The sequence below is a fragment of the Actinoplanes nipponensis genome (assembly GCF_016862275.1).
GTDB lineage: Bacteria > Actinomycetota > Actinomycetes > Mycobacteriales > Micromonosporaceae > Actinoplanes > Actinoplanes nipponensis.
On record NZ_BOMQ01000063.1, the window covers coordinates 66,488 to 79,379 of the forward strand.

12 protein-coding genes and 1 pseudogene are annotated in these 12,892 nt (G+C 73.7%); 6 read left to right on the forward strand and 7 right to left on the reverse strand.

Annotation, left to right across the window (positions count from 1 at the left end; translation table 11 throughout):
- The first annotated feature begins 40 nt into the window (after positions 1–40).
- Complete coding sequence (sepH, locus tag Ani05nite_RS26880; protein ID WP_203772796.1) at positions 41–1,120, forward strand: septation protein SepH; 1,080 nt, start codon at positions 41–43, stop codon at positions 1,118–1,120.
- A 1-nt stretch (position 1,121) separates the two neighbouring features.
- Here sepH and thpR read toward each other — a convergent pair whose 3' ends face one another.
- From thpR to Ani05nite_RS26895, 3 genes are all read right to left on the reverse strand, one after another.
- Entirely contained in the window at positions 1,122–1,604 is a 483-nt protein-coding gene (gene thpR, locus Ani05nite_RS26885) for an RNA 2',3'-cyclic phosphodiesterase (protein ID WP_203772798.1), read from the reverse strand.
- Between the two features lie 16 nt (positions 1,605–1,620).
- Complete coding sequence (locus Ani05nite_RS26890) at positions 1,621–2,070, reverse strand: hypothetical protein (protein WP_203772800.1); 450 nt, start codon at positions 2,068–2,070, stop codon at positions 1,621–1,623.
- Positions 2,071–2,154: 84 nt separating this feature from the next.
- Positions 2,155–3,363, reverse strand: coding sequence for a CynX/NimT family MFS transporter (locus Ani05nite_RS26895; protein ID WP_203772802.1), 1,209 nt, complete (start codon positions 3,361–3,363; stop codon positions 2,155–2,157).
- A 22-nt stretch (positions 3,364–3,385) separates the two neighbouring features.
- On the opposite strand from Ani05nite_RS26895, the gene Ani05nite_RS26900 reads away from it, so the two are divergent.
- Positions 3,386–4,060 (forward strand): FadR/GntR family transcriptional regulator, encoded by a 675-nt coding sequence (locus Ani05nite_RS26900; protein ID WP_203772804.1) that lies wholly within the window; start codon positions 3,386–3,388, stop codon positions 4,058–4,060.
- A gap of 88 nt (positions 4,061–4,148) precedes the next feature.
- Here the strand turns inward: Ani05nite_RS26900 and Ani05nite_RS26905 are convergent, their stop codons facing one another.
- The 3 genes from Ani05nite_RS26905 to Ani05nite_RS26915 all read right to left on the reverse strand — a co-directional run bounded on the left by Ani05nite_RS26905 (position 4,149) and on the right by Ani05nite_RS26915 (position 7,592).
- Positions 4,149–5,492 carry an MFS transporter gene (locus Ani05nite_RS26905; protein WP_203772806.1) on the reverse strand — a complete coding sequence of 448 codons (1,344 nt, stop codon included), beginning with the start codon at positions 5,490–5,492 and terminating at the stop codon, positions 4,149–4,151.
- A gap of 70 nt (positions 5,493–5,562) precedes the next feature.
- Positions 5,563–6,006: a MarR family winged helix-turn-helix transcriptional regulator gene (locus tag Ani05nite_RS26910; RefSeq protein ID WP_377880291.1), complete on the reverse strand. Its 444-nt coding sequence runs from the start codon at positions 6,004–6,006 to the stop codon at positions 5,563–5,565.
- A gap of 107 nt (positions 6,007–6,113) precedes the next feature.
- Positions 6,114–7,592 carry an NCS2 family permease gene (locus tag Ani05nite_RS26915; RefSeq protein ID WP_203772810.1) on the reverse strand — a complete coding sequence of 493 codons (1,479 nt, stop codon included), beginning with the start codon at positions 7,590–7,592 and terminating at the stop codon, positions 6,114–6,116.
- A gap of 226 nt (positions 7,593–7,818) precedes the next feature.
- Here Ani05nite_RS26915 and Ani05nite_RS26920 point away from each other — a divergent pair, with 226 nt between their 5' ends.
- Entirely contained in the window at positions 7,819–8,043 is a 225-nt protein-coding gene (locus Ani05nite_RS26920; RefSeq protein WP_239130684.1) for a DUF2530 domain-containing protein, read from the forward strand.
- On the opposite strand, the gene Ani05nite_RS26925 is transcribed toward Ani05nite_RS26920, so the two are convergent.
- Positions 8,040–8,912 (reverse strand): DUF3027 domain-containing protein, encoded by an 873-nt coding sequence (locus Ani05nite_RS26925; RefSeq protein WP_377880293.1) that lies wholly within the window; start codon positions 8,910–8,912, stop codon positions 8,040–8,042. The genes Ani05nite_RS26920 and Ani05nite_RS26925 overlap by 4 nt on opposite strands.
- 51 nt (positions 8,913–8,963) lie before the next feature.
- Here Ani05nite_RS26925 and Ani05nite_RS41420 point away from each other — a divergent pair.
- The 3 genes and pseudogenes from Ani05nite_RS41420 to Ani05nite_RS26940 all read left to right on the forward strand — a co-directional run.
- Positions 8,964–10,451: pseudogene (locus Ani05nite_RS41420) on the forward strand (MFS transporter); the annotation flags it as partial.
- Positions 10,452–11,224: 773 nt separating this feature from the next.
- On the forward strand, positions 11,225–11,875 hold the full coding sequence (locus Ani05nite_RS26935) for a futalosine hydrolase (protein ID WP_203772818.1): 651 nt from the start codon (positions 11,225–11,227) through the stop codon (positions 11,873–11,875).
- 108 nt (positions 11,876–11,983) lie between these two features.
- Positions 11,984–12,811, forward strand: a complete 828-nt coding sequence (locus Ani05nite_RS26940; RefSeq protein ID WP_203772820.1) for a 1,4-dihydroxy-6-naphtoate synthase — start codon at positions 11,984–11,986, stop codon at positions 12,809–12,811.
- Positions 12,812–12,892 lie beyond the last annotated feature (81 nt).

The following is a 12,892-nucleotide window of genomic DNA, read 5'->3' on the forward strand; positions in this document are numbered from 1 at the left end:
CACAGGCCAGACAGCGGCGAGCACGGGACGGAGGCAACGCATGCGGCCGGTACGCTTCGTAGCCCTCTCCGAGGACGGTCAGGCCCTGGTGCTCGCCGATGAGGTCGGCCGGCTCCTGGCGCTTCCCATCGACGACCGGATCAGCGGCGCGTTGCAGTCCGACGGGACACCACATCCGGTCGGCACGGCCGTGGCGGTCGCCAACGCCGAGGTCATGGCCTCGCTGTCGCCCCGCGACATCCAGGCCCGGATCCGCTCCGGCGAGTCCGCCGAGGACGTCGCCCGGGTGGCCGGCGTCCCGGTCGACCGCGTGCTGCGGTACGCGGGCCCGGTGCTGCAGGAGCGGGCCATGCTGGCCCAGCACGCGCGCCGCACCCGTCTCAAGACCTCCGACTCCGGCGCGCCGCTGGCCGAGGTCGTCGACAGCCGGCTGGCCCAGCACGGCATAGACACCGAGAAGATCTCCTGGGACGCGTTCCGCCGGGAGGACGGCACCTGGCGCATCGTCGCCACGTGGCCGTCCGGCAAGGCCACCGCCCAGGCGATGTGGGATCTCGACAAGGGCCGCCAGGTGGTGGCCCCGCACGACGACATGGCGCAGTACCTGTGCGCCGAGCGCCCGACGCAGATCCTCGGCCAGGAGCCGGTGCCGGAGCGCACCCCGCACGAGCGCGGCGGCCACGGACTGCCGGGCCCGTCGCGGATCAACGAGCCGGCCCGCGGCGGCCGGGGCCTGCCGGCGGCCGACGCGCCCCGCCCGACCCGCGACCCGATCCGCGCCGGACGCGACGCCCTGCTGGCCTCGCTGGACCGTCCGCTCGGCGGTCAGGGTTCCGGCCGGGGCCTGGAGCCCGCCGCGCAGGAGTCCCGCCGCCCGGTTGCCGGCGGCGCGGCTGCCCTGCTCGGCGGCGGCGCGGGTTCCGCTTTCGACGACGACGCCGACCTGCCCAAGGAGGTCCCGGCGGTGCCGAGCCTCGCGGTGCTGCGGCCCCGCCGCACGGTGGGCCAGTCCCAGGCCGACTCCACCGATTCGGAGGAGACCGCCAAGCCCCGCAAGCGCCTGCCGAGCTGGGACGACGTCCTGTTCGGGGGCGGCCCGGCGGCCCGCGAGAGCTCCTGAGTCACCAGCTCCGCAAGATCGTGTAGCCCTCGCCCGGAACACTCCGGACGAGGGCTATCCCGTCGAGCGGCCAGGCCGGCCCGGCGTAGCCGTCCAGGGCCAGCCGGACCACCGGATCGTCCCGGTAGGCGACGGTGAGGTGCGGCGTGAACTCCCGGTCCGCCACGCCGAGGCGCCCGGCGACGTCCCGGTGCAGCCCGTCGAGGTCCCCCTCGACGCCCGCCCACAGCACCGCCGACCGGCCCTGGCCGAAGCGTCCGCCGCCGTGCAGCCGCAGCATGGCGCCCCGCGGCACGGTCACCGCGTCGAGCTCCCGGGTCACCTCCGGCAGCCGCTCCGCGGTGACCTCGCCGAGGAACGCCAGCGTGACGTGCCAGCGGTCGACGGGGGTCAGCCGGACGTTCCGGGCGCCGCCGTCGGTGAGGCGGTGTCGCAGGTCCCGGCACACGTCATCGGGTGGGAAGACCGCCACGAAGAGCCGCACGGTGCGACTGTAACGGTCAGGCGGCCCGCAGCCGCAGACCGGCGGCGTGCAGCAGCCCTTCCACCCGGACGCGTTCGATGTCGCGGTCCATCCCGTCGAGCTGGGCGAGGTGCTCGGTCAGCCCGAGGGACCGGCTCGCCAGCGACAGCCGCTGGTCGTACGCCCGCAGCACCGCGGTGAGCCAGACGACCGAGTCCAGGGTGGGCGGGCTGCGGCGCTGCCGGTCGAGCCGGCGCAGGTCGGCGACCAGCTCGTCGATGCCCGGTTCGCGATCGGGCGGCGGCAGCTCCCGGGTGGACAGCTCCCGCTCGAGGCACCGCAGGGCACGGCGCTCCTGCCGCCCGCCCCGGCCCCAGAACCGGCGGGCGGCCAACTCGTCGGCGCAGACGACGACGGCGACAGCGCATGGCAGGCACAGCAGCGCGAGCAGCGCCGTCGCGAGCACAGCTATGTGCGTGATTGCCACGGTTCGACGCTAGGGCCTGTCCCGGGGCAACGGAGAGAGCCGTTCGGATGACCCGGTCTGCCATACATTTCCTCGGGTTTGTCCTCAGCCGATCTGCCGGTCCCGCCCGGCCAGCACCCCGGCGGCCATCTGCGGCACCATCAGCACCGCCATCAGGGCCAGCGGGATCCGCCAGCTCCCGGTGTGGTCGTAGAGCACGCCGACCACGATGGGCCCGGGGACGGACAGCAGGTAGCCGGTGCTCTGCGCGAAGGCGGAGAGCCGGCTGACCGTGGCGGCGTCCCGCCCCCGCAGCGCGATCATGGTGAGGACCAGCGGGAACGAGCAGTTCGCCACGCCGAGCAGGACGACCCACAGCCAGGGCGCGGCGGCCGGGTCGGCCCAGAGGCCGGCATAGCCGGCCAGGCCGAAGAGACCGATCAGGACGGCGACGCCGCTCTGCCGCGGCAGCCGGCCGGCGAGGGCGGAGAGCGCGAAGGACAGCGGTACGCCGAGCAGGGCGGTCACGGCGAAGAGCAGGCCGGCGGTACGCGCGGAGAGCCCCGCGTCCCGGAAGATCTGCGGCAGCCAGCCCATGATCACGTACGCGGCGGTGGACTGGAGCCCGAAGTAGACGGCCAGCGCCCAGGCGATCGGGTGCCGCCGCAGGCGCAGGCCGGCCGCCGGCGCCCCGGACGGCGTCACGGGCACCGGCGCCGCGGCACGGTCGCGGGCCAGCACGATCCACGACGGCAGGGCGATGGCCGCGACGACGGCCCACACCCCGAGCCCGTACCGCCAGTCCCCGCCGAAGGCGGCCGCGGTCAGCGGCACCGTGATCGCCGCGGCGGTGGACGCGCCCAGGTTGAGCGCCACCGAGTACAGCCCGGTCATCGCGCCCACCCGGTCCGGGAAGCGCTGCTTGACCACCACCGGCAGCAGCACGTTGGCCAGCGCGATGCCGGCCAACGCGAGCGCGGTCAAAGCGAGGAACGATCCGGTGCCGCCGGCGAAGGGCCGCACGGCCAGGCCGAGCGCGAGCGCCGTGGTGCCGAGCGCGATCACTCCGCCGGTCCCCCATCGGCGGGCCAGCAGCGGCGCCGTGGAACCGACCAGCGCGAAGCAGACCGCCGGCAACGAGGTGAGCAGCCCCGCCACGGCGGCGCTCATCCCGAGGCCGGCCCGGACCTCGGCCAGCACGGGGCCCAGGCTGGTGACGGCGGGCCGCAGGTTGATGGCGACCAGCACCAGGCCGACGACGGCGAGCGGCCGGATCGTCGAGGGGGCGCGCGCCGGGGTACTGGTGGTCGTCATGGCCCCATCATAGAATCATGGGATGAATCTTGGTCCCGTCGCCCGCGGCGCCACCCTCTCCGACCAGGTGATCGCCCGGTTGCGCGGGCAGATCACCTCGGGGGCATGGCCGGTGGGCTCCCGCATCCCGACCGAGCCGGAGCTCGTCGCCCAGCTCGGGGTCGCCCGCAACACCGTCCGCGAGGCGGTGCGGGCGCTGGCCCACAACGGCCTGCTGGACATCCGGCAGGGCTCGGGCACGTGGGTGATCGCCACCAGTGAGCTGGCCGGGGTCATGCAGCGCCGGTTCGCAGCGGCCGACCCGGGGCACGTCACCGAGCTGCGCGGCACGCTGGAGGCCGCGGCCGCCGGCTTCGCGGCCCGCCGCCGCACCCCGGCGGACCTGACCCGGCTGGACGAACTGCTGGCCCAGCGCGAGCGGGCCTGGGCCACGGGCGACCGGGATGCGTTCGTCGACGCCGACACGGCGTTCCACCTGGCCGTGGTCGCGGCGTCGCACAACGAGGTGCTGACGGAGCTGTACGCCGACCTGGGCCAGGTCATCCGCGACTCGCTGCGGGAGCACTTCGGGGCCCGGCTGAGCCCGGAGGAATACCTGGACCACGGCCGGCTGCTGGCGGCGATCCGCGCCGAGGACCCGGACGCGGCCACCGCGGAGGCGGCCAGCTACACCGCGACCTGCGAGGCCGCCCGCTGACGCCGGCCCGTCGCCGGCGGCCGTACCCGGTCGCGCCTCCGCCCCGGCCGGGGCCGCACCGTGCTCTGCGGACTGCCGCCGGCCCCGATCAGGCCGCGACCTTGCGGGCCGGCTCGGCCGCCGCCGGCAGCGGCTCCTCGATCTCCTCGTTCTCGTCCGGCGCGGTGCGCACCAGCGTCAGCCCCGGCCGCGAGCCGCCGTGCAGCGCCAGCCGGTCCCCGCTGGTACGCAGCTGCCAGACCAGCGCCACCGCGGCCGCCACCAGGCAGAACAACCCGCCGGCCCAGATGCTCGACGGCACCCCGAAGTGCTCGCCCCACCAGCCGGCCAGCGACGCCCCGATCGGCGTCGTGCCCAGGAAGACCAGCACGTACAGGGCCATCACCCGGCCGCGGTAGGCCGAGTGCAGGCCCATCTGCACCCGGTGGTTGGCCGCCTGGGCCAGGTAGATCGAGAAGAACCCGGTGGGGACCAGCAGGATCATCGCCACCAGGAAGCTGGGGGCGAAGCCGACCGCCACCTCGAAGACGGCGAAGGCGAACGCCGCGCCCAGCACGACGTACACCCCGGGCCGGCTGCGGCGGCCGCTGCCGGCCAGCGCGCCGCCGAGCGCGCCCACCGCCAGGGCCGTGGTCAGCAGGCCGAAGGACGACGGCCCGGCGTGAAAGTTGATCTTCGCCAGGGCGGCCAGGGTGACCGGGAAGTTGAAGCCGATCATGCCGACCGCGGCCATCAGCGCGATCGGGAGCAGCAGGTCGTGCCGCTTCCAGACGTACCGCAGGCCGTCGGTGATGCGGGTGTCGTCCGCGGACGGGCGCGACGAGGAGCGGTGCAGGTCCTGCGCGCGCATGGCCAGGTAGCTGAAGATCGGCGCGACGGCGAGGGCGGTGGCGATCAGGAAGACCGGACCGGTGTCGAACAGCGCCAGGGCCACGCCGGCCAGGGCGGGGCCGCCGATCCGGGCGGTGTTGAACGTCGCCGCCGACAGGGCCAGCGCGTTCGGCAGCAGCCGCAGCTCGACCAGCTCGGAGACGAAGGCCTGACGCACCGGGGTCTCGATGGCGTTGGCGATGCCGAGCAGCGAGGCGAAGAGGAACACGTGCCAGAGCACCACGACGCCGCTGGCCACCAGGATGGCGAACAGGATCGCGGTGCCCGCGAACGCCGCGTTCGCGCTGATCAGCAGCTTGCGCTTGTCGAAGCGGTCGGCGAGCTTGCCGGCCCAGAGGGTCAGCAGGAGCACCGGCAGGAACTGCAGGGCGGTCACTATGCCGAGCGCGCCGGGCGAGTTGTGCGACAGGTCCAGGACCAGCCAGTCCTGCGCGGTGAACATCATCCACACGCCGACGAGCTTGACCAGCTGCCCCAGGGAGAACAGCCGGTAGTTACGGACCTGCAGGGACCGGAATGTCGTGCTCAGCACTGCCCGCACTCGGGTTGCGCCTCCTCATCAGCCGTACGCGTCATCGCGGTGTGACGGGGCCGAGGGGCTGCGGAACCTCTCAGTTGCGGGCGACCTGCCGCAGGATCTGCGCGGCCCGCTCCAGCGTGTCGCGTTCGTCCGGGGTGAGCTCGGCCAGCTGCAGCGCGAGCCACTCGTTGCGGGCCTTCTCGAACTGGGCGTACACGGCCCGGCCCTCCTCGGTCGCCGCCAGGATCACCTGGCGGCGGTCGGTCGGGTGGGGCGTGCGCGCGACCAGCCCGCGCTCCTCCAGCTTGCCGACGATCTTGGTCATCGTCGGCGGCTGGACCCGCTCGACGTCGGCCAGCTCCCGGGGTGTCAGCGCACCGGCCAGTTGCAGGCTGGTCAGCGCCGAGAGCTGGCTGAACGTCAGGTCGCCGACCGCACGGGCCTGCCGCAACCGGCGGTTGAGCCGCATGATCGATTCGCGCAGCGACATGGCCAGTTGCTCGGCTGTAACCCGCTCCGCCACCGACCGCTCCATCACGTTTCTTAGCCTAGCTAATGAGCATTGCTAACGACATGCCGACGGCTATGACCGTGGTCACCGGGCACGCTAACGCACGCGGTGACCACGGTCACACCGGCTCGTCAGAACAGCAGGGTCTCCAGGGGGCCCCGCAGGAAGTACAGGACGAACAGCAGCGCCACGCCGTACAGCAGCGGGTGCACCTCCCGGGCCTTGCCGACGGCCACCTTGATCACCACGTACGAGATGATCCCGGCGCCGATGCCGTTGGAGATCGAGTACGTGAACGGCATCAGCGTGATGGCCAGGAACGCCGGGATGGCGATCTCGTAGTCGGTCCAGTCGATCTGCCGGACCGCCATCATCATCAGGAAGCCGACCACCACCAGCGCCGTCGACGCCGCCTCGAACGGCACCACGGTGACCAGCGGGGCCAGGAACATCGCCAGCAGGAAGAGCACGCCGGTGACCAGGTTGGCCACGCCCGTCCGGGCGCCCTCGGCGACCCCCGAGGCGCTCTCGATGAACGACGTGTTGCTCGACACGCTGGCCGCGCCACCGGCCGCCGCGGCAACCGAGTCGACCAGCAGGATCTCCCGCGTACGCGGCGGCATGCCCTCGGCGTCCAGCAGCTCACCCTCCTGGCCGACCGCGACCATCGTGCCCATGGTGTCGAAGAAGTCGGTGATCAGCAGCGTGAAGATGAACATCAGCACGACGAGCCAGCCGGCCCGGCCCCACGAGTCGAACACGTTGAACTTGCCCAGCAGCGACAGGTCCGGCGTGTCCACGATCTTGTCCGGCAGCGCGGGCACGTTCAGCGACCAGCCGCTCGGGTTCGGCTTGCCGTCGGCGAACGACGGACCCACCTTGGCGATCGCCTCGACCACGATCGCCAGCACCGTGGTGACCAGGATGCCGATCAGGATCGCGCCCTTGACCTTGCGGACGAAGAGCACCAGCGTGATCAGCAGGCCGACGCAGAAGACGAACAGCGGCCAGGTCAGCAGCTTGCCGCCGAGACCCAGCTCGACCGGCACGGTGGTGCCGGCGGCGTCCGGCACGCGGCGCACGAAGCCCGCGTCGACCAGCCCGATGATCATCAGGAACAGGCCGATGCCGACGCCGATGGCCGTCTTCAGCTGGGTCGGCACGGCCCGGAAGACCGCGGTACGCAACCCGGTCAGCACCAGGATGCCGATGATCACACCCTCGATGACGACCAGGCCCATCGCGTCGGCCCAGGTCATCTCGGGCGCGATCTCGTACGCCACCAGCGCGTTGACGCCCAGGCCGGCGGCCAGCGCCAGCGGGAACCGGGCCACGACGCCCATCAGGATCGTCATCACGCCGGCCACCAGCGCCGTACCGGCCGCCAGCGCCGCGACCGGCAGCTTGCCGCCGACCGCGTCCACACCCGCCGCCAGGATCAGCGGGTTGAGCACCACGATGTAGGCCATCGTGAAGAAGGTGGCGAGACCACCGCGAACCTCCCGGCCGACGGTCGAGCCGCGGGCCGAGATCTCAAAATATCGATCAAAACCGTTCTTCGGGGTACGCCCGGACGGGCCAGCGTCCGTCTCGGCAGCAGCAGTGGACATTCGCGCCTCTCCACAGGACCAACAGGGGTCGATGCGCGCATCAAATCAGAACGCTGACCTCGGCAAAAGGTCAGAACTGTTACAACCGTCACGAGGTCACACGGACGATCTCCGCGCACGTAGTCTGATGGTCGTGGCCGACCTGTCCCCCGCCCCGCACCAACACCCGCACGGCCTCGACGCGGTGACCGGCACCAAGCCCCGGCCCGAGCCGCTGGATCCGCCGATGGTCCCGTTCGCCCTGGCCGGCATCGCCGCGTTCACCGTGGCCGGCGTGGTCCTGCTGCTGGCCGGCGCGCCCGGCAGCTGGCTGTGGACGTGCCTGGCCGGTGCGCTGTGCGGGATCCCGGGCCTGCTGACGATGCTGCGCCACGACGCCAACCGGCGGCGCCGGCGGGCGCTGTCGCACCCCGAGTTCACGGTGAACGAAACGGTCCGGCGCCGGCCCTAGCTGTGGCCGTACGGCTCCGCGGGCTCGCCGGCCTCGACCGAACCGGGGGCCCGGCTGACCGCGACGGCCTCGACCTCGCTGTCGTCGTACACGGTGGGCAGTTCCTCGACCGGCTGCTCGGTCGCGCCGAGCAACGCCTCGGAATGGGCCCCGCAGCCGTGGTCAGCGCTGACCGCCTTGGCGTCGTCGGGGGCGTAGAGGTTGCCGCACACGCCGAACATGCCGCGCATGGCGCCGGCCAGCGGCAGGTAGAAGCCGCAGGTGCCGCAGCGGGCGTTGCGCGGGGCGGCCGTGGAGATGGGCGCCTCGGGGCCGGCCTCGCCCTCGTACCAGCGCTGGGCGGTCTCCATCCGGCCCTCCATCGACATCACCCGGGACCGGCCGAGGCCGAGCTCCCAGGAGACCTCCTCGACGGCGGGATCGTCGCTGAGCACGTAGCCCGGGGCCAGCCGGTCGTCGTCCGGCGCGGTCGGCATCAGGTCGCCGACGCCGAGGTCGCCGGCCTGCACCCGCTCGTTCCAGGGCAGCCAGGCCGGGGCGAGCATGGCGTCGGGGCCGGGGAGCAGCACGGTCTCGCACACGGTGACGTGCCGCGAACGCGGCACCCGGGTGACCGTCACCGCCCAGCGCCAGCCCTTGTAGCCGGCCAGGTGGCTCTCGAAGAAGTGGGTCACGACCCGGTCGCCCTCGGCCACCGCCTCGAGATGGTCGCCGATGTCGCTCGGCTCCACTTCGGTGATGGCGCCGCGCGCAACCCCGACGGCATCGGCGCAGACCTGGTCGAGTCGGGCGGCACGCACTGAGGTCCTGGTCGTCACCTCGTCATTGTCCCCTACTCGCGCACGGCCGACGCAGCGACTCCCCCAGATCTCCGCGCCGGGGAGAGGACGGAAGTCGCCTCGATGCGACAGGATGGGGCGATGCCGCTGCTTCCCACCATCGGACGCACCGTCGGTACCGGCGTGAAGGCCCTGCGCATGCTGGTGCGGGGATCGGTGCGCGGCAGCGCGTGGGCCACCCGCCGGGTCGGCGCGGCCCGGGCCCGCGGCGCGGCCAACGAGGTCGGCATGGTCCGGCTCTTCGACCTGCACGCGATCTCCTGCGCGGGCGACACCCTGATCGCGATCGGCCTGGCCGGCACGATCTTCTTCAACGTGCCGCTGGGCGAGGCCCGCAGCAAGGTCGCGCTCTACCTGTTCATCACCATGGTGCCGTTCGCCCTGCTGGCCCCGGTGGTGGGCCCGCTGCTGGACCACTTCCGGCACGGCCGGCGGTACGCGCTCGCGGTGACGATGCTGGGCCGGGCGTTCCTGGCCTACGTGATCGCGGACAACCTGCTGGGCTGGGGCCTGTACCCGGCGGCGTTCGGCGTGCTGGCGCTGTCGCGGGCGTACGGGGTGGCCCGCTCGGCGGCGGTGCCCCGGCTGCTGCCGGAGGGGATCGGCCTGTCCCAGGCGGGCGCCCGGGCCAGTGTGTACGGCACCTTCGCCGGCGCGGTGGTCGCCCCGATCGGGCTGGCCGCGTTCTGGTTCGGTCCGCAGTGGCCGCTGCGGGTGGCCTCACTGATCTTCCTGGTCGGCATGGTGATCTCGCTGCGCCTGCCGCCGCGCGCCGACTCCGATCCGCCCGAGGCGGTGCCCCGGCCGTTCCGCACGATGCTGCGGCTGCGCCGCGGCGAGGACCGCCCGCTCTCCGGCAAGCTGGTGGTGGCCACCCTGGTCGGCAGCGCGAGCTTCCGCTGCCTGTACGGCTTCCTGCTGCTCTACTTCGCCTTCGCGGTCAAGGCGGGATCGCTGGGCACCACGTTCTTCGGCCGCGACATCGGCAGCCAGGGCGCGGTGGCGCTGGTCGGCGGCGCGCTGGCGGTCGGCACCTTCCTGGCGACGGCGGTCGGCACCCGGCTGCGCATCCGCCGCCCCACCGCCCTGCAGTCGAGCGGCCTGACCATCACGGCCGGGGTGGCGGTCCTGACGGCGATCTTCTTCACGCTGCCGATGGTGGCGCTGCTGTCCCTGGTGGCGTCGATCTTCAGCGGCATCTCCAAGCTGGCCGTCGACGCGAGCATCCAGGAACGCGTCCCCGAACGGCTGCGGGCCAGCGCCTTCGCCCACTCCGAGACGGTGCTGATGATCGCCTGGGTGGTCGGCGGCGCGGTCGGCATCATCCCGCTGAACGGCCGGCTGGGCGTGGCGGTGATGGCGGCGTTCGCGGTGGCGGCGGCGATCCGCGGCACGGTCACCGCGGGCCGGCTGCACAAGGAACGCCTGCACGGCCGGCCCGACGTGGCGATGGAGGAGCCGTCCGCCGCGGACTTCGCGCCCACCGCGACGATGCCGGCCTCACCGGCTCCGGCGGGAGCGGCCACCACGCTGCCGCCACGCCCGCCGACAGCGACGGCCGGGTCGGGCCGGGCCGCCGCCGCCGCCGCCGCCGGCAACCCTCGGCCCGGCGAGCACAACACGCCCGGCGACTGGAACGCCCCAGGCGACTGGAACACGCCTGACGAGGAGACCGCGCCCGGAGAGGAAAACGCGCCCGGCGGCTGGAACGCACCCAGCCAATCGCCCACCGGCAGGCCGAACGCCCGAGGTCGCCAACCCTCGGGTCAGCCGCACGCGCCGGGCCGTTCCGTGCCCGGCCAGCCGACCGCGTCCGGGCAGTTCGGTCCGGGCCGGCCAGACGCGCCGGACCGGCAGGGCACTGGCCGGCCGGGGGCGTCCGACCAATCGGCGCCCGGTCGGCCGGAGGTGGCTGCTCCCGCCGAAGCAGGCCCGCCGCCCAAGCGCCGCCTCTTCGCCCGGTCCGGCTCGCGAAAGCGAGCAGGCGCGCAGCCGGCGGAATCACCGACCGAACCGCCGCAGGCCCCCGCCACCCCGTCCCCGCCCGCGGACACCGCCCCCGCCAGGCCCGGACAGACACGACCGCCCACCGAGGGCGGCAGCCCCGGGCCGGCTCGATCCGACACCGGCGGCGGCCCCGGACCGGCTCGACCGACCACCGGCGGCGGCCATGGACCGGCTCGATCCGGCGCCGGCGGCCGGACCGGCCCGCGCGACACCACCGGCAGCGGAGCCGAAACCGATCCGATCGCACCGGACGACGACCTCGCGCCCCCCGGCTTCCACATCTACCGCCCGTCGTCCGCCACGAACCGCACCAGCCCGAACGACGAGGCCGACCAGTGACCCGCCTGCTCATCGTCACCGCCGTCGAAGCCGAGGCCGCGGCCGTCCGGACCGGGGTGCTGGCGTCCGGTGTCGACCCCGCGACGGTCGACGTCATCCCGGTCGGGGTCGGGCCGGCCGCCGCGGCCGCCGGCACCGCGCGCCTGTTGGCCCTCGCCGAGGCCGGGGGCGCCGCCTACCGCGCCGTGATCAGTGCGGGCATCGCCGGTGGCTTCCCCGGCCGGGCCGAGGTCGGGGCCACCGTCCTGGGCGCCCGGACGATCGCCGCCGACCTGGGCGCGGAGTCCCCAGAGGGCTTCCTGCCGGTCGACCGGCTGGGCTTCGGCAGCAACCTCCTCGAGGCCGACCCGGCCCTGCTCAAGACCCTGACCACCGCTCTCCCCCACGCCATCGTGGGCGACATCCTCACCCTCTCCACCGTCACCGGCACCGCCGGGACCGCCGCCGCTCTGCTGACCCGCCACCCGGACGCAGTGGCCGAGGCCATGGAGGGCTACGGCGTGGCGTGTGCCGCGCAGGCCGCCGGTGTCCCGTGCGGCGAGCTGCGCACCGTCTCCAACCCGATCGGCCCCCGGGACCGGGCCGCCTGGCGACTCCGGGAAGCATTCTCCGCCCTCACCGAGGCCACCGCGGCAGCCTGTGGATAACCCTGTGGAAAACCGCCGGGGCCCGGTGGTGTGGGGGAAACTACGTGTGGCGATGCAGACAGCCTCCGGTGCGGGTGTCGGCGGTCCGGCGTCGTTACCGTGAGGGGCGTGGCGCTTTCTCTGGCGGTTTCGCCCTGCCCCAACGACACGTTCGTCTTCCACGCCCTGGTGCACGGTCTGATCCCCGGCGCCGAGCCGGTCGAGTTGACCTTCGCCGACGTCGACGTCACCAACACGGCGGCCGAGAACGGCGCGTTCGACCTGGTCAAGGTCAGCTTCGCGGCGCTGCCGTGGCTGCTCGACGACTACGACCTGCTGCCCTGCGGCGGCGCGCTGGGCCGGGGCTGCGGCCCGCTGGTGCTGACCCGCGGCGACGGCCGGTTCGCCGATGGCGACCTGAGCGGCGCGACCGTCGCCGTGCCCGGTGACCGCACCACGGCGTACCTGTTGTTCCGGCTCTGGTCGCAGGCGCACCCGCCGGAGCGCATCGAGGTGGTGCCGTTCCACCAGATCATGCCGGGGGTCGCCGAGGGCCGGTTCGACGCCGGCCTGGTGATCCACGAGGCGCGCTTCACCTATCCCCGCCACGGGCTGACCGCGCTGGTCGATCTCGGCGCATGGTGGGAGGCCGACACCGGCCTGCCGATCCCGCTGGGCGCGATCCTGGCCCGCAAGGGCGCCGTCGACCCGGAGGAGGCCGCCGAGTGGATCCGCAAGTCGGTCAGCATGGCCTGGGCCGACCCGGACGCGAGCCGCGAGTTCGTGCTGAGCAACGCCCAGGAGATGGAGCCCGAGGTGGTGCGGCAGCACATCGGGCTGTACGTCAACGAGTTCACCCTGGACCTGGGCGCGGAGGGTCTCGCCGCGGCGGACGCCCTGCTGGGGCGCGCGGCGGCCGCGGGGATCACACCGGCGGTCAAGCCGCTGGCCGGCTGAGCGGCGCGGAAGCGGACTCGGACCGACCGGAGACAGACGCAGGCCGGGCCCGGCCGAACCACAGCCGAGCCCGGACCCTGC